This is a genomic window from Streptomyces sp. WAC03905 (assembly GCF_057371075.1).
The window spans coordinates 5,583,680-5,599,810 of record NZ_JBXYDZ010000003.1 but is presented as its reverse complement, the minus strand read 5'-3'; the positions used below and the strand labels follow the sequence as shown (position 1 = coordinate 5,599,810).

The 16,131-nt window shown below is 73.3% G+C and carries 14 protein-coding genes; 7 read left to right on the top strand and 7 right to left on the bottom strand.

Annotated features, from left to right (window positions below):
• Positions 1-8: 8 nt before the first annotated feature.
• Positions 9-803, bottom strand: a complete 795-nt coding sequence (locus AC2RP6_RS27805; RefSeq protein ID WP_078658699.1) for a PspA/IM30 family protein — start codon at positions 801-803, stop codon at positions 9-11.
• Positions 804-1,074: 271 nt separating this feature from the next.
• Here AC2RP6_RS27805 and AC2RP6_RS27800 point away from each other — a divergent pair, with 271 nt between their 5' ends.
• Positions 1,075-1,683, top strand: a complete 609-nt coding sequence (locus tag AC2RP6_RS27800; protein WP_326479230.1) for a DUF3043 domain-containing protein — start codon at positions 1,075-1,077, stop codon at positions 1,681-1,683.
• Positions 1,684-1,739: 56 nt separating this feature from the next.
• Positions 1,740-2,492, top strand: coding sequence for a class I SAM-dependent methyltransferase (locus tag AC2RP6_RS27795; RefSeq protein ID WP_486450470.1), 753 nt, complete (start codon positions 1,740-1,742; stop codon positions 2,490-2,492).
• 87 nt (positions 2,493-2,579) lie between these two features.
• Here the strand turns inward: AC2RP6_RS27795 and AC2RP6_RS27790 are convergent, their stop codons facing one another.
• Positions 2,580-2,792: a hypothetical protein gene (locus tag AC2RP6_RS27790; protein ID WP_030765703.1), complete on the bottom strand. Its 213-nt coding sequence runs from the start codon at positions 2,790-2,792 to the stop codon at positions 2,580-2,582.
• Between the two features lie 104 nt (positions 2,793-2,896).
• Here AC2RP6_RS27790 and AC2RP6_RS27785 point away from each other — a divergent pair, with 104 nt between their 5' ends.
• The 5 genes from AC2RP6_RS27785 to AC2RP6_RS27765 all read left to right on the top strand — a co-directional run bounded on the left by AC2RP6_RS27785 (position 2,897) and on the right by AC2RP6_RS27765 (position 9,156).
• A complete protein-coding gene (locus tag AC2RP6_RS27785; protein ID WP_486448667.1) occupies positions 2,897-4,099 on the top strand; it encodes a bifunctional adenosylcobinamide kinase/adenosylcobinamide-phosphate guanylyltransferase in 1,203 nt (400 codons plus the stop codon).
• Between the two features lie 105 nt (positions 4,100-4,204).
• Positions 4,205-5,269 carry a nicotinate-nucleotide--dimethylbenzimidazole phosphoribosyltransferase gene (cobT, locus tag AC2RP6_RS27780; protein WP_486448666.1) on the top strand — a complete coding sequence of 355 codons (1,065 nt, stop codon included), beginning with the start codon at positions 4,205-4,207 and terminating at the stop codon, positions 5,267-5,269.
• Between the two features lie 83 nt (positions 5,270-5,352).
• Complete coding sequence (locus AC2RP6_RS27775) at positions 5,353-7,218, top strand: phosphatidylglycerol lysyltransferase domain-containing protein (RefSeq protein ID WP_486448665.1); 1,866 nt, start codon at positions 5,353-5,355, stop codon at positions 7,216-7,218.
• A complete protein-coding gene (locus AC2RP6_RS27770; RefSeq protein ID WP_486448664.1) occupies positions 7,215-7,916 on the top strand; it encodes a hypothetical protein in 702 nt (233 codons plus the stop codon). The genes AC2RP6_RS27775 and AC2RP6_RS27770 overlap by 4 nt, the downstream gene beginning before the upstream one ends.
• A gap of 73 nt (positions 7,917-7,989) precedes the next feature.
• Positions 7,990-9,156, top strand: coding sequence for a sensor histidine kinase (locus AC2RP6_RS27765; RefSeq protein ID WP_486450469.1), 1,167 nt, complete (start codon positions 7,990-7,992; stop codon positions 9,154-9,156).
• Positions 9,157-9,366: 210 nt separating this feature from the next.
• Here AC2RP6_RS27765 and AC2RP6_RS27760 read toward each other — a convergent pair whose 3' ends face one another.
• From AC2RP6_RS27760 to AC2RP6_RS27740, 5 genes are all read right to left on the bottom strand, one after another.
• Complete coding sequence (locus tag AC2RP6_RS27760) at positions 9,367-10,191, bottom strand: endo alpha-1,4 polygalactosaminidase (protein ID WP_486448663.1); 825 nt, start codon at positions 10,189-10,191, stop codon at positions 9,367-9,369.
• Positions 10,188-10,892: a spherulation-specific family 4 protein gene (locus AC2RP6_RS27755; protein ID WP_486448662.1), complete on the bottom strand. Its 705-nt coding sequence runs from the start codon at positions 10,890-10,892 to the stop codon at positions 10,188-10,190. Before AC2RP6_RS27755 ends, AC2RP6_RS27760 begins: the two co-directional genes overlap by 4 nt.
• A complete protein-coding gene (locus AC2RP6_RS27750) occupies positions 10,889-12,445 on the bottom strand; it encodes a hypothetical protein (RefSeq protein ID WP_486448661.1) in 1,557 nt (518 codons plus the stop codon). The genes AC2RP6_RS27755 and AC2RP6_RS27750 overlap by 4 nt, the downstream gene beginning before the upstream one ends.
• A complete protein-coding gene (pelF, locus tag AC2RP6_RS27745) occupies positions 12,442-13,968 on the bottom strand; it encodes a GT4 family glycosyltransferase PelF (RefSeq protein ID WP_486448660.1) in 1,527 nt (508 codons plus the stop codon). Before pelF ends, AC2RP6_RS27750 begins: the two co-directional genes overlap by 4 nt.
• A 95-nt stretch (positions 13,969-14,063) precedes the next feature.
• Positions 14,064-16,094: a hypothetical protein gene (locus AC2RP6_RS27740; RefSeq protein WP_486448659.1), complete on the bottom strand. Its 2,031-nt coding sequence runs from the start codon at positions 16,092-16,094 to the stop codon at positions 14,064-14,066.
• Positions 16,095-16,131: the final 37 nt, after the last annotated feature.

Genomic DNA, 16,131 nt, shown 5'->3' with positions numbered 1-16,131 from the left:
GCCCCGTCCTACTGCTTGTCGAAGCGGTGCTGGGTCTGCGGCTGCTGGGCGTTGCCCTGGGCGCCGCCCTCGATGGCCTGCTGCTGCGCGGACGGACCGCCGGCCAGCTCCGCCTTCATCCGCTGGAGCTCCAGCTCCACGTCCGTACCACCCGAGAGGCGGTCCAGCTCGGCCTGGATGTCGTCCTTGGAGCCGAGGCCGCTCTGGTCGTCGAGCGCGCCGGAGGCCAGCAGCTCGTCGATCGCGCCGGCGCGGGCCTGCAGCTGGGCGGTCTTGTCCTCGGCCCGCTGGATGGCCAGGCCGACGTCGCTCATCTCCTCGGAGATGCCGGAGAAGGACTCCGCGATCCGGGTCTGGGCCTGGGCCGCGGTGTAGGTGGCCTTGATGGTCTCCTTCTTCGTGCGGAAGGCGTCCACCTTGGCCTGGAGCCGCTGCGCGGCCAGCGTCAGCTTCTCCTCCTCGCCCTGGAGGGTCTGGTGCTGCACCTCCAGGTCGCTCACCTGCTGCTGGAGGGAGGCGCGCCGGGACAGGGCCTCGCGGGCCAGGTCCTCGCGGCCCAGGGCGAGGGCCTTGCGGCCCTGGTCCTCCAGCTTGGCGGACTGGCCCTGCAGCTGGTTCAGCTGCAGTTCGAGGCGCTTGCGGGAGGTCGCCACGTCGGCGACCCCGCGGCGCACCTTCTGCAGCAGTTCGAGCTGCTTCTGGTACGAGTAGTCGAGGGTTTCGCGCGGGTCCTCGGCCCGGTCAAGGGCCTTGTTCGCCTTCGCGCGGAAGATCATCCCCATACGCTTCATGACACCGCTCATGGGCTTCGCGCGCCCCCTTCTAGACGGACTGTGCTCCAGGTCACCGACAGAACCCACAGTACGGGCCCTGTCTCCATTACCGCACTGTTCGAGGACGGATGCGCTCCTCCTCCAGGACGACTACGCCCCGCCCGTGTCAGGCGTGAGGAGTAGGTGGGTCCCCGACCGCGCGCCGGGTTGGCCGCCGCACGGACCGTGCACAGGGAAGGACGCCCGCCGTTGCCGGATCGTTCCCCGCCGGGGTGGGGGCCGTGCCCGCAACCACGTAGGCTTGGGTTTTGTGTTTGGTAGCCGCTCCTCCAAGGAAGAGAAGGCCGCCGCCACCGACAAGGTGAGCGCCGACCTCTCGCAGCCCCGTGACCCGCAGGCCCCCAAGGGCCGCCCTACGCCGAAGCGCGCCGTGGCCCAGTCGCAGCGCAAGTCCGTCGTGGCCTCGACCGGCAACCGCAAGGAGGACGCGAAGCGAGCCCGTGAGCGTCGCCGTGTGGAGATGGCCAAGCAGCGCGAGGCGCTGGCCAACGGCGACGAGCGCTACCTGCCGGCCCGGGACAAGGGTCCCGTCCGCAGGTACGTGCGTGACTTCGTGGACTCCCGCTTCTCGGTCGCCGAGATGTTCCTGCCGCTGGCCGTCGTCATCCTCGTGCTCAGCATGGTGCGCCAGCCGGCGATCCAGAACATCGCACTGCTGCTGTGGCTCGGTGTGATCGCGCTGATCATCCTCGACTCCATCGGTCTGGTGTTCCGCCTGCGCAAGGCCCTCAACCAGCGCTTCCCGGACGAGCCGCGCCGCGGCGCCGTCGCGTACGGCCTCATGCGCACCCTGCAGATGCGCCGCCTGCGCCTGCCGAAGCCGCAGGTCAAGCGCGGGGAACGGCCCTGAGCGGAGGGACGCCCGGCGCGTCGGGGGAAGGCTTCGCCGAGGGGGCAAGGCTCTGGCTGGAGGGCCTGGGCGGGCTGCGCAACGCGGTCCGTCAGGAACTCGTGGGCCGGCAGGTCGACGAGCAGATCGCGCAGCGCTTCCCCGTGGGGCAGCGGCTGCGCGTCCTCGACGTCGGCATGGGCCAGGGAACCCAGGCGCTGCGCCTCGCCCGTGCCGGGCACAAGGTGACGGGCCTGGAGCAGGATCCGGGGATGCTGGCGGTCGCCCGTGAGGCGCTGGCCGTGGAGCCCGCGGGGATCCGTGACCGGGTCGAGCTGCTGGAGGGGGACGGGCGCGAGACCGGCGCCCATTTCCTTCCGGGCAGCTTCGACGTGGTGCTGTGCCACGGGGTGCTGATGTACGTGCCCGAGCCGGACGCGATGCTCGCCGGGCTGGCCCGGATGCTCGCGCCGGGCGGACTGCTGTCCCTGCTGGTGCGCAACGGCGACGCGCTCGCCATGCGGCCCGGGCTGGACGGCGACTGGAAGGGCGCGCTGGCCGCCTTCGACAGCACCGACTACACCAACCGGCTCGGCCTGGACGTGCGCGCCGACCGGCTGGCCGGGCTGACCGCGACGCTGTCGGGGATCGGCGCGCCGCTGCAGTCCTGGTACGGCGTACGCGTCTTCACCGACGGCACCGAGGCGGGCGAGACGCTGCCGCCCGACGAGGAACTCGAACGCCTGCTGTCCGCCGAGGACCGCGCGGGCCGCACGGACCCCTACCGGGGTGTCGCCGCGCTGCTGCACCTCTGCGGGGTCCGGGGCTGAGCACCGCCCACGGGACGGCCCCCTCGGTCCGTGACCGAGGGGGCCGTCCCCCGTGGTGGCGTCCCCGGAGTGCCCTGCCCCGGCGGGTCAGGCCTCCATCGCGGAGCGCAGGCTCATCGTGTACAGCTCGGTACCGCTGTCGTCGGACAGCTTCACCTGTTCGGTACCGCCTTCCAGCAGGTCCTTCCAGTACTCACCGATCCACGACTCCGCGTCGCCCTGCGTGGTGAACTCCTCGGGTACCACCGACGGGCTCGTCTCCGCGCCGTCGGCCGTCTCGAACCGCCACGTCCACGCCATGTCCGCCTCCGTTGCTCGTCCGCTGCTCACACGCTTCTCGCCTTGAGTGTGCCCGCAGAGTAACCGGGCGCGCAGCAGTCTCCGCGACGCGGGAGGATCATCCTGTGGAACTCACTCTGCTCGGCACCGGCACCCCCGAGGGGCTGCCCCGCCCCGGCTGCCCCTGCGCGGTCTGCGCCGTCTGCGTCGGACCGCGCGCCCGCGCGGCCACCGCGGTCCTCGTCGACGGGGCGCTGCTGCTCGACCTCACCCCCGGTGCGGTGCTGGCCGGTGCCCGGGCCGGGCATTCGCTGGCCGGTGTGCGGCAGGTCCTGCTGACCCACCCGCACGACGGACCCGCGGTGGAGCTGCCGCCGGGACTGCCGACCGCCGGCCGGGTGCCGGACGGGCAGGAGCTGTCGGTGATCTCCGGGCACCGGGTGCGGGCGGTACCCATGGACGCGCCGGGCACCGGCTACGAGGTGACCGGCCCGGGCGGCGGGCGGCTGCTGTACCTGCCGCCGGGCGGGGCGCCGGCCGGCGTCGACGGGCGGGGCGGGCAGCGCCCGTACGACGTGGTGCTCGCCGACGTGCCGGGCCGGCCCGAGGCCCTGGCCCGGCTGCGGGCGGCCGGGGCGGTCGGCCCGGGCACGGACGTGATCGCCGTCCACCTCGACCACGACGTGCCGCCGGGCCGGGAGCTGGAGCGCAGGCTGGCGGCCGCGGGGGCGCGGGCGGTGCCGGACGGCACCACCGTGGTCGTCGGCACGTACGACGGGCCGGACGTGCCGCGCCGCACGCTGGTGCTGGGCGGGGCCCGCTCGGGCAAGTCGGTGGAGGCCGAGCGGCGGCTGGAGTCCTTCCCCGAGGTCGTCTACGTGGCCACGGGCGGCACCCGGGAGGGGGACGCGGAGTGGGCGCACCGGGTCGGCCTGCACCGGGAGCGCCGCCCGGCGAGCTGGCGGACGCTGGAGACGTGCGACCTGGTGCCGCTGCTCGCGCAGGAGGGGCCGCCGCTGCTGATCGACTGCCTGGCGCTCTGGCTGACCGACGCCATGGACCGGGCCGGGGCCTGGGACGACGAGGTGTGGGCCGAGCGGGGGCGGCGGCAGCTGGGCGAGCGGACCGCCGGTCTCGTGGCGGCCGTGCGCGCGACCCGCCGACAGGTGGTGCTGGTGAGCAACGAGGTCGGCTCGGGCGTCGTCCCGGCGACCTCCTCGGGCCGCCGGTTCCGTGACGAGCTGGGCCGGCTGAACGCGCGCGTGGCGGGCGAGTGCGAGCACGTCCTGCTCGTCGTCGCGGGACAGGTGAGCGTGCTGAAGGAGTAGCGCGTGCCGCGGACTTCGCCCGGTTCACCGGGCCCGGGCGCGGGCCGGTGCGGGCGGACGCGCGGAGGCCTGAGGGAAGGCTTCACCGGCTGTACTCTCTGGCAGATGAGCACGCTGAATCTCGACGACTTCTCCGATCTGATCGAGCGTCCCGACGGGGGCGTCCGGCGTGATGCCGAGGAACGCCGTGAGCGCCTCGCCGTACCGCCCGGCGCGCTGGGGCGGCTCGACGAGCTCGCCGAGTGGCTCGCCGCCGCGCAGGGGCAGGTCCCGGTCAAGGCCATCGAACGGCCCCGCGTGGTGCTGTTCGCCGCCGACCACGGGATCGCCGGCCAAGGGGTCTCCGCCCGGCCCGCGTCCACCGCGCACGAGCTGGTGCGGTCCGTGCTCGACGGGTCCAGCCCCGTGGCGGTCCTGGCCGGCCGGTTCGGCGCCACGATACGGATCGTCGACGCCGGACTCGACTGCGATCCGGGGCTGCTGCCCGACGACGTGGTCGCGCACCGCGTCCGGCGGGGCAGCGGCCGCATCGACACCGAGGACGCGCTGACGGTCGAGGAGGCGCAGGCCGCGCTGCGGCTCGGCATGCGCGTCGCCGACGAGGAGGCCGACTCCGGGACCGACCTGGTCGTCCTCGGCGACCTGAGCGTCGGCGGCACGACCGTGGCCGCGACCCTCGTCGCCGCCCTGTGCGGCACGGACTCCTCGGTGGTCACGGGCCGCGGCGGCCGACCCATCGACGACCTGGCCTGGATGCGCAAGTGCGCGGCGATCCGCGACGCGCTGCGCCGGGCCCGTCCGGTCCTGGGCGACCAGGTCGCGCTGCTGGCGGCGGTCGGCGGCGCGGACGTGGCGGCCATCACCGGATTCCTGCTCCAGTGTGCGGTGCGGCGTACGCCCGTCATCCTCGACGGTGTTGTTTCGGCCGCGTGCGGACTGGTCGCGCAGCGGGCGGCGTTCCGGGCTCCTGACTGGTGGCTGGCGGGTCAGGCGAGCGGCGAGCCGGGGCAGGCGAAGGCACTTGACCGAATGGCGCTCAACCCCGTGCTCGATCACGGCGTCACAGTGGGTGAAGGCACCGGGGCATTGCTGGCCCTCCCCCTCGTCCAGGCGGCCGCCGCACTCGCGGCGGACCTCCCTGAACGGGCGGCGGAGGAGCCGACGGAATGAGACGCCGGGGTCCGCGGCCCTGACCAGGCCGTGGGCCCCGACCGCACCATCACGGACAGCGACGCCCCATATGATCGCTTTTTATGGGAGAGGTCCGTTTGACCAGCGCAGAGACCGACCGCACCGCCGTACCGGCGCCCGGTCCGTCATCCGGCAGGAAAGAGACCGGCGCAGACCCCGCCGGCAAGGCGGCGGGGGGCGGCCGGGAGACCGGTCGGGGAAGCGCCCGCTCACGGCGCGGAGCCGCCTTCGCGGTCTGGTACCTGCGCGTCGTCACCTTCATCAACTTCCTCAGCGCGGTGTGGGTTTCGCTCGGGCAGGACCTGCGGCGCCACAACGTCGAGGACTACTACACCCCGTACATGCTCACCGCGGGCTTCGCCTCCGGCCTGTTCACGCTGCTCCTGGCCGTCACCCTCGGCCGACGCAAGCGCGCCTCCTGGATCCTGAACCTCGTCCTGAGCGGCCTGCTCGCACTGCTGCTCGCCTACGCCCTCTACGCGTACGAGGAGATCCGCGAGCACCCGCAGAACTGGGTGTCCCTGGCCCTGACCGCGGCCTTCACCGGCGCGCTGCTGCTGGGCCGCCGCGAGTTCTACGCCAAGGGCGACCGCTCCAACCCGGCGTTCGCCGCAGCCGTGGCCGCCGTCGGCCTGCTCGTCACCTCCCTCGTCGCGGCCCTGCTCGTGGGCGCCGCCAACACCGCCCCCGACAGCGCGGACGTCTCCTTCCCGGAGCGCTGGAAGTACGGCGTGATGCGGCTGATCACCCTGGCCCCCGACGACCGGGCCTCCGCGGCGATCACCCCGCCCGGCTGGGTGGACGTCTCCATCAACGTCATGTCGATGCTGCTGCTGCTCGCCGTCCTGTTCGCCGCGTTCCGCTCGCGCCGCGCCGTGGACCCGATCAGCGAGGAGGACGAGGAGCGGCTGCGGGCGCTGCTGGCCCGCCAGGGCGACCGCGACTCGCTCGGCTACTTCGCGCTGCGCCGCGAGAAGTCCGTCATCTGGTCCCCCACCGGCAAGGCCGCCGTGACCTACCGCGTCGTAGGCGGGGTGTCCCTCGCCTCCGGCGACCCGATCGGCGACCCCGAGGCCTGGCCCGGCGCCATCGACCCGTGGCTGGCCGAGGCCCGCGAGCACGGCTGGGTACCGGCCGTGATGGGGGCGAGCGAGGAGGCCGGGCAGATCTACGCCCGGCACGGCCTGGACGCCCTCGAACTCGGTGACGAGGCGATCGTCGAGACGGCCGAGTTCACCCTGGAGGGCCGTGCCATGCGCACCGTCCGGCAGGCGTACAACCGTGTCAAGCGGGCCGGGTACACGGTCCGCATCCGCCGCCACGCCGACATCCCGGCCGAGGAGATGGCGGAGCTGGTGCGCCGCGCCGACGACTGGCGCGACGGCGCGACCGAACGCGGCTTCTCCATGGCACTGGGCCGGCTGGGCGACCCCGCCGACGGCCAGTGCGTGATGCTGGAGTGCACCGACGGCAACGGCGACCTGCGGGCCGTGCTGTCCTTCGTGCCGTGGGGGCCCAAGGGCCTTTCGCTGGACCTGATGCGCCGTGACCGCGACTCCGAGAACGGCCTGATGGAGTTCATGGTCATCGAACTCCTCGAACGCTCCAGGGAGATCGGGGTCACCCAGGTCTCGCTCAACTTCGCGATGTTCCGGTCGGTCTTCGAGCGCGGGTCCCGGCTCGGAGCCGGTCCGGTGCTGCGGATGTGGCGCTCGCTGCTGAGCTTCTTCTCCCGCTGGTGGCAGATCGAGTCCCTCTACCGGGCCAACGCCAAATACCGGCCGATCTGGGAACCGCGGTTCATGCTCTTCGAGAAGAGTTCGGACCTGCTGCGGATCGGTGTCGCGGCCGGACGGGCCGAGGGCTTCCTGGAGGCCCCCGGTCTTCCGAAGTGGCTGCACCGCAGACACCTGGAGACCCGCCGTTGACAGCGCGGAACACCACCCCACTGCGGCGGTTCGCCCGCCGTGAGTGGGGTCCCCTGTTCTGGACCGTCCGGGACGCGCTCGTCCGCGACAGGTGGCGGGCGGTCCCGATGACCCTGGGCGCGGTCTGCCTGACCTCGGTCTTCCAGATCGTCCAGAACACCCCGTGGGGCTTCCAGCCGGTGCAGGACCTCGGGTCGGTCAAGGCCGCCGACCCGTTCTGGCTGGCCCTGCTGCGCACTCCCCTGTCACTGTTCGTCCCGGCGCTCGACCTGCCGGTGTGGGGGGCGCTCGCGCAGATCCTGCTGGTGTTCGGCATCGCGGAGATCTGCATCGGCTGGTGGCGCACCCTGGTGATCGGCTACGTCGCCACCCTCGCCGGGACCACGTACGCGCGGATCGGCCTCGCGCTCGGCCCGGACCACCCCTTCGGCCTGCCGGTGTCGGACCGCGTCGTCAACGACACCGGGCCCTCGGCGGCGGTGGTCGGACTCGCCATCTACGTCTGCTGGCGCTACCGGGCGTACCTGACGGGCGCCCTGGTGATCCTCGTCATGATCGGCGAGGTGCTGATCAAGAACAACCTGGCGGGCAAGGAGCACCTGGCGGCCATCGCCGCCGTCATGGCCGTGTGCGTGGTCCGGGCGCAGTGGGGTCCGGTGCGCTCCCGCGTCCCGCTGGGGCAGGGCCCTCCGCCCTGATGGCGGCCCCGGCAGGCCGTACCGTATCGGGGTGACGACAGACCTCGGGCCGTTCGCCTCCACCCGGCAGTGGATGCGGGCCCATCCGCTGGCCACCGACGCCGTACTGGCGTTCGGTGCGCTCGTCGCCATGGTCCTCGGCTCCTTCGCCGATCCGCACGGCCCGCACGGCCCCACGTTCGGGACGCGCACACCCGAGCCCTTCTCGCTGCTGCTGATGCTGCTCGGCTCGGCCGCGCTGGTGTTCCGGCGCCGGCGGCCGATCGCCGTGCTCGCGGTGACCTGCGGGCTGTCGCTGCTGGAGCTGACCACGGGGGAGCCCCGGGCGCCCGTCGCCATGTGCACGGTGATCGCCCTCTACACGGTGGCGGCCCTCACCGACCGGCCCACGACCTGGCGGATCGGCCTGCTCACCATGGCGGGCCTGACCGGTGTGGCCATGCTCGCCGGGCCGCTGCCGTGGTACGCGCAGGAGAACCTCGGGATCTTCGCCTGGACGGGCATGGCCGCGGCCGCCGGGGACGCGGTCCGCAGCCGGCGGGCCTTCGTCGACGCGATCCGGGAGCGGGCCGAGCGGGCCGAGCGGACCCGCGACGAGGAGGCCCGCCGACGGGTCGCGGAGGAGCGGCTGCGGATCGCCCGGGACCTCCACGACGTGGTGGCCCACCACATCGCCCTGGTGAACGTGCAGGCCGGGGTGGCCGCGCACGTCATGGACCGGCGGCCGGACCAGGCCAAGGAGGCGCTGGCCCACGTACGGGACGCCAGCCGGTCGGCGCTCAACGAGCTGCGGGCGACCGTCGGCCTGCTGAGGCAGTCCGGCGACCCGGAGGCGCCGACCGAGCCGGCGCCGGGGCTGGGCGTCCTCGACGAACTGGTGGACACCTTCCGGCACGCCGGGCTGCCGGTGGAGGTGATCGTCCAGCTGGACTGCGGCACGGGCCCGCTGCCGGCCGCGGTGGACCTGGCGGCGTACCGGGTGATCCAGGAGGCGCTGACCAACGTGCGCAAGCACGCGGGGCCCGATGCCCGGGCCGAGGTGAGCGTGGTCCGGGTCGGCGCGTCGGTGGAGGTGACCGTACTGGACGACGGCGGCACGGAGCCCGCCGACAGCGAGCCGGGCGGAGGCCACGGCCTCCTCGGCATGCGGGAGCGGGCCACGGCCCTGGGCGGCTCCTGCTCCACGGGCCCCCGCTTCGGCGGCGGCTACCGCGTCCACGCCGTACTGCCGTGGGCCTGACCGCCGCCCCGCTCTGCCCCCGTTTCCCGGGCTCCGCCCGGCCCCCTCACCCGGCTCCGCCCAGCCTCTCACCCGGTACCGCCGGCCACCTGTCTGGCTGCGCCGGCCACTTCCAGCTGAGGCGCGGGTCCGGGCGGAGCCCGGCGCCCGGCGGGGCCGGAAGTGGCCGGCGCAGCCGCAAAGCAGGGGCCGGGCTGCAAGCCGCGGCCGCTAACAGGTGCGGCGCCACGCGTCGAGGTCGTACCGCTTCTGGATCGAGCTGAGCTTCGCGGCACGCGACTTCGCACAGAAGCGGGACGTCGACAGTTCGTACTCCGCGTGGAAGACCGCCTTGCCCGCTTCGATGAAAGGGGCGAGGCTGTCGCACTCGTCGTACTGCGCGCACTGCTCGTTGACCGCGAAGTCGAAGTCGCCGACGAGCTGCGGGATCTGGTCCAGGTCGTTCTTCAGGCCGACGGCCATCCCCCGGTCGTGGGCGAGCTTCGCGATCAGCCGGTTGTAGCGCAACTGGTCGTCGGCGGTGAGCGGGAAGCCGGACGTGTTCCGGTAGCCGTCCATGTTGTCCGGCTCGACGGCGTCGAAGCCCTTGTCCCGGCACATGTCGAACCGCTTGGCCATCAGCGGTTCCAGTTCCGCGACCCGCCGGATGTCCAGCCAGCGTTCCCCCTCCCAGCCGTTGCCCTTGCCGAGCAGGTCCCGCGGAAACGCTCCTGCGTCCGGGCGGAAGTCCTCCCACGCCCCGGTGGAGAGGTAGCAGATGGTCTTGCGCCCGGCCTTCTTCAGCGCCGCCACCTGCTCCTTGGTGGTGTTGAAGCCGTCGACGTCGTAGACGGGCGCCTTGACCGAGGTGTCGAGCTTGCCGGTGAGCTGCCACTGCCAGCCGGTGCCGGGCGGCGGCTGCCAGCGCTGTCCGGGGGCGAGTTCCGGCCAGCGGTGCGGTGCGTCGTCGCCCTCCTCGTCCGGTCCGGACGTACAGGCGGCCAGCAGGAGCAGGGGCAGTACCAGCAGGAGCCGCAGCGGTCGCAGGGCCTTCATCCCGCCGCCTCCAGCGCGTGCGGGAGGGTCCCCCACGGGTGCGGTCCGCTGCCGGGTACGGCGCAGTGCACGCCCGCGCCGCGCTGCGCGGCCAGTTCCGCGGCGAGGCGGGCGGCGAGTTCGCCGGGCGGGACGGCGTAGACGAGGTGGCAGAACCGCTGGGCCGGGTGGTCGGCCGTCCAGGCCGGGGGCGCCCCGGCCTCCCGGTAGGCGTCCCAGGGCCCTTCGAAGGTGACGAGGAGGTCCGCGAGTTCGGCGTAGCCGGGATGCGGGTGTGCCCCGTGGTTGAGCACGAGGGTGTGGGCCCCCGCGGCCCGGGCGGCGACCGTGAGCCGTCGGTAGTGCGGGAGCAGGTCGGGGTCGGCGCAGGCCTGGTCGAGGAAGGCCCCGTCGGTGGCGTACCAGTCGCGGTGCCGCAGCAGGTCCTGCACCACCTCGGCGTGCGGGCGCCGCCCGTAGTCGGTGTCGGCGTAGCCCAGTACGGGTACGCCGGCCTCCCGGAGCCGCTCCGCGACGAGGGCGAACCGCTCGTCGCGGGCGGCGCCGGGGCCGCTGTCGGGGTTGAGCACCACCGAGTGGAGCCGGTCCGCGGAGCGGATGAGCCGCTCCCAGGCGTCGGGCCGGTCGGCGGGATGCTCGTAGAGGGGCACCAGCAGCATGGGGTCCTTCTTCTCGTCCGTGTCGTACGTCTCGTGCGTCATCGGTGGGCGGTCGCGCGGCCGAGGAGCAGGCAGACCAGCACGGCCAGGGCCGCTGCGGCCGCGCCCGCCACGAGCAGCTGGACGACGCGGGGCTGGCCCAGCCCGGTCAGCAGGGCCAGGCTCTGGGCGACGGCGGCCGAGGCGCAGACCACGGCCGCGGGCCGGACGGCTCCGAAGGACTGCAGGAGCAGCCCGCTCCACATCACCGCCCCGAGCAGCAGCAGGGTGGCGACGCGGACGGCGGTGAGCCCGGGGGCTCCGGGCCACAGCAGGGTGCCGGTCATTCCGAGGGCCAGCAGCACCGCCAGGTAGACGCTCAGGCAGCGGGTCAGGGTGGTGAGCATCCGGGCCCGGAACTGACCGGGCGAGCGGGCCCCCTGGAGCCCGGAGAGGCTGCCGCTGCGGAAGCGGTGCAGCAGCCACTCGGCGGGTCCCATGCTGAGGGTGAGGGCGACGGCCGACGGCGCGGCGACGGCCTCGGCGGGACCTCCGGCGAGCACCTCGCCCAGGGCGGCGTAGAGGACGAGCAGGCCGGTGCCGAGACCGAAGACGCCGAAGGGCACCGAGTCACCGAGCCGGGGCCCGCGGGGGGTGTACTCCTCCTCGGCCCCGCGCAGCATCTGCCAGCGCACGGGGCCGACCCGGGCGGGCCTGCGGGTCGCCCAGCCCCGGATCCGGCGCGCGGCGCTCCGCACTCCGTCGGCCAGCGGCAGTTCCCGCAGGGCCAGGGTGCAGGCGGCGAGCAGGGACACGACGAGCAGGGCCACCCGGACCGGCACGGGCAGGTCGACGACGAGCACCGCCAGGGCGCCCGCGGCCATCGGCGCGAGGGCGCCGAGGAGGAGCCGCTCCCGGCCGAGGACCAGCAGCACGGTCGCGGCCCCCACGTACAGGGCCTGTCCGGCGGCGAAGGCGTAGGAGAACGGTGGCCCGCCGGGCACGGCGAGCGCCGCGGCGGTGCCCAGTACGGCTCCGACGGGGGCGCCGACGAGCAGGGTCCGCCCGGCGGCGCCCCGGTCGCCGAGGCCGAGCCAGGAGTAGGCGCGGTGGGACAGGGTCTGGTCCCAGACCCAGCCGATGAGTGCCCCGGCGAGCAGGGTGAGCGTCCCGGCGGGCAGGCCGAGACGGTCCGGGGGGCCTTCGAGGAGGGGGGCGCCCAGCAGGTAGGCGAGGCCCGGCAGGGCGAAGATGACCCCGCGCAGCAGGCACGCGCCGAGGGAGACCCGCCACGGGTCGGGGGCGGGCCCCGGCTCCGGGAAGGAGCGGGGCACGCGGGCGTACAGCTCCTCGGCGAGGGCGAAGGAGTCGCGGCGGCCGTAGGTGAGCCGGATGTACTCGTCCGTCATGCCGTCGGATTCGAGGACGGCGGCGATCTCGTCGGGGTGGACGGCGGAGGCGATGAACACGTGCAGGCGGTCGGCCAGTTCGTCCATCGGGTCGGCGGCGGGCCCGGGATCCCCGGCACGCGGCCGGGGGATCGCCGGGAGCGTGCCGGAGCCCCGGCCCGGACCGGAGCCGGGCCCGGGCGGTTTGAGCCAGAGGGATCCGCTCACCACAGGCTCCCGTCGGCCGCGAGTTCGCGGTACCAGGGGTCGGCGAGCCGCTGGGTCCAGGCGTCGCCCGCGTGGACGGGCAGGACGGGCTGGCCGGCGAGTTCCCGGTAGATGTGCCGGAAGCCGTCCACGGACTGGTGGAGGGTGAACTTCTCCACCACCCTGCGGCGGGACATCCGGCCGAGTTCGGCACGGCGTTCGTCGTCGCGGAGCAGGGCGAGCGTGGCGCGGGCCATGGTCTCGGGCTCGCGCGGCGGGACGACCAGGCCGGTGTCGCCGACGGCCTCGCGGACTCCGCCGACGTCGGTGGAGACGGTGGTGCGGCCGCAGGACATGGCTTCGATGATGCTGAAGGGGAAGCCCTCGCTGATGGAGGAGAGCATCACGACGCTGCCGGCCGCGTAGGCCCGGGCGACCTGTTCGATGCGGCCCTCGTAGGTGATCCCGTCGGTCACGCCGAGTTCGGCGGCGAGCTTCTCCAGGCGCAGCTTGTAGTCCTCGCAGCCGGCCGGGACGGGCCCGAAGAGGCGCAGCCGCAGATCGGGCAGTTCCTCGCGCATGAAGGCGTAGGCCCGGATCAGGGTTTCGAGGTCCTTGATCGGGTCGATGCGGCCGCACCAGCTGAGGGTGGGAACGTCCGGTTCGGGTCCGGCCTCGGGGAAGGCGTGCGGGTCGACCCCGTTGTAGACGGTGCGGATCCGTTCCGAGTCGGCGCCCCCGCGCTCCTCCCAGCGGCGGTTGTACTGGTTGCAGGGGGTGATCAGGTCGGCCCGGCGGTAGCCCTCGGTGTTGAGCTCGCGGTAGAAGCCGAGCATGAGTGCCTTGACGGGCCAGCGCTGCTCGGCGGTGCGGTAGCCGAGGTAGCGCTCGCGCAGGTAGATGCCGTGCTCGGTGAGGAGGAAGGGCACTCCGTCGAGGTGTGTGGCGGCGAGGGCGGGCAGGGTGGCGAGGCCGCTGCTGACGGCGTGGGCGACGCTGTCGGGCGGGATGCGCACGGCGAGCGGGCGCAGTGCGTGTTCCAGCAGGTCGGTCGCGGTGAGCGCGTCGTGGATGGTGGGCGCGGCCTCGGCGGTGGAGAGACCGGGGCGGGTCCAGACGTTCATCAGGAGGCGCAGAACCGATTCGGAGCGCAGGGCCGTGGCGAGTTTCCCGGCGCGGGCCAGGACGGCCAGTTCGCGCAGGGCCTCGGAGAAGGTGCGGTCGGCGGGGTCGGCCGACGGGTGGAGCAGGGAGAGCAGGAAGCTCTCGTAGACCTGGGTGAAGCGGCGGTGGGCCCTGCCGCGCAGGGCTGACCGACGGCCCCTCGACGGGGGTGGCCCCCAGAGCGGGACGGCGGTGTGCCGGTAGACGTTGCGGGGCAGTTCCCAGGTGACCGGCTCGCGACCGGAGCCGGTCAGGGCTATGACGTTGAAGTCGACCTCCGGCATGCCGCGGACCAGTTGGTCGCACCAGGTGCTGACGCCCCCGTGGACGTGTGGATAGGTGCCTTCGGTGAGCATGGTGACGTGACGCCCATGACTCATGCGGTGTGTCCCCCCAGGACGGAAAAGGGGCCGGCGCCCGTTGGGTTCGCGGAGCGCCGGCGCTGGGTGCTACTCGGTGGTGTTGTGCTGGACGGTCAGCTGGGCAGCTTGAGCGTGACGGCGCTCTGCAGCAGCTCGGGGCCGGTCCAGGTGGAACGGTTGCCGGCGTAGGCGGTGCCGAAGTCCGCCGTGCCGAGCAGCATCTGCTTCTTGGTGCCGTTGGGGGCGGTCACCGGGGCGACGACTCCGGAGGGCGCCTTGATGGTGACGTCCTTGCCGATGCGGTAGGCGGTGACCTTGCCGTCGGCGAGGGCCTTGTCCCAGGCCGCGCGGCGCTGGAGCTCGACGCCGGTGTCCTTCATGGACTGGTTGACGATCGGCGCGCTGGGCGCGTAGAGGGCGCGGTAGGTGTCGAGGACCTGGTTGAGGACGGGGTAGAGGGTGCGGTCCTCGGCGAGGTTGGACTGGTGGACGTAGTGCGGCCGGGGGTCGTTGGCCAGGACGTGGCGCAGCGCGGTGCGGGCCTCGGCCGGGACGATGTAGTCGAGGTAGCCGGTGGTGGTGTCCAGCGGGGCCGCCAGGCAGGTGGAGGTCGCCGGGTTGTCCTCGCAGACGCCGCTTCCGCCGTGGGCACGGCTGGTGTAGATCCAGTTGTACTCGTCGGCCATCTCGGCGTTGGTGCCCGTGTTGTAGTACACGTTCATGGGGTGCCGGGGGACGGTGAGGGCGGAGCCGACCGCTCGCTGCGCGGGCTCGCGGGAGTTGTCGCTGCCGGCCCACTTGACCCCGTTGTCGGCGAGGGCGCCCGCCAGGTTGGGGTTGTCCACGGGCTGCTGCGGGGCGGTCTTGAGACCGGAGTGCTCGCCGGTGACGAGTTCGCTCTTGTCGAGGGTGATGCCCTTGGAGGCGGCCCAGTTGTTGTTGTCCCGGATCTGGGCGGAGATCTCGGCGCGGCTCATGTACTGGATCGCGCCCTGGGCGTTCTTCGTACAGGTCCACGGGGTGACGGCGGTGTTCTGGACACAGCCGAGGAACGGGTGGGTGTAGGTGTGGTTCATCCAGCGGTACTTGGCGCGGTCGGCGACGAGCTGGGCGGTCAGCGCGTCGACGCCGCCGTTCTCGGCCTTCCACTCCTCGCCGGCGCCGCCGTTGAAGAGCATGTCGAGCTTGAAGTTCTTGGAGGTCTGCCACTGCGCCGCGTACACGGCGTCGGCGGCGGACATCCGGATGGTGCTCTCCTTGCCCTCGCCGCCCGCGCAGGCGTAGTCGCCCGGTGTGCAGTTGAGGTCCTTGTTCCAGCGGGCGTCGGGGGCGAAGACGTCGTCGACGTGGACCGCGAAGTAGTTGCGGCTCTGGCCGAGGTGCACCCCTTGCGTCAGCCAGTCGACGATGCCGCGGGCGAGCAGCCGGAACTGCTGCTGGTACTGGTTGTAGCCGAAGGTGACGACCAGCTCGCTGCGCCCGTCGTGGGTGTACTCGCCGACGAGCGAGGCCCGGCCGGAGCCGACGGGTGCGTCGACGTAGCTGGTGTAGCCGGCGCGCGGCTTGCCCATGTAGCCGTAGCTCTCGGGCACCAGGGCGGAGTTGTCCTCGAAGGTGACCTGTCCGCCGAGGTAGGCGAAGGGGCCGGCCTTGCCGGCGGTGGTGACGGCGGCCTGGGTGCCGTCGAGCTGTCCGCTGTAGCCGCCGTTGTCGGTGTACTCCAGCCCGACGCCCGGGTGCGCCCAGGTGTAGGCGTCGACCTGGCGGATGCCGTAGGTCGTCTCGTAGGCGGCGAGCGCGGCCATCTCGGCGGAGCCCTCGCCGAAGGGGTTCTCGTTGGGCAGGACCACGCCCTGGTACTTGGCGCGCGGCCGGCCGTCGACGGTGTCGCTGAGGAACGCCGCGTTGATGACGGGACGCCCCGCGCTGCCCAGCTGGACGCGGGTGTAGGGCACTCCGGTGTCCCGGAGCTCCGCGGTGATCGCCTCGACCGAGCTGCCGCCGTCGTCGACGACGAGCACCTTGAGGTCGATCCGCGGCGGTGTCTCGGCCGCCTGGGCGGTCGCCGCGGGTACTGCCACGGACACCAGGGCGGCCGCGGCCATGACGGCGGCCAGCCTGTTCATCCGGTTCTTGTTGACCATTTCGGCCTTTCCCCCCGCAGGCATCCCTCGGAACGGC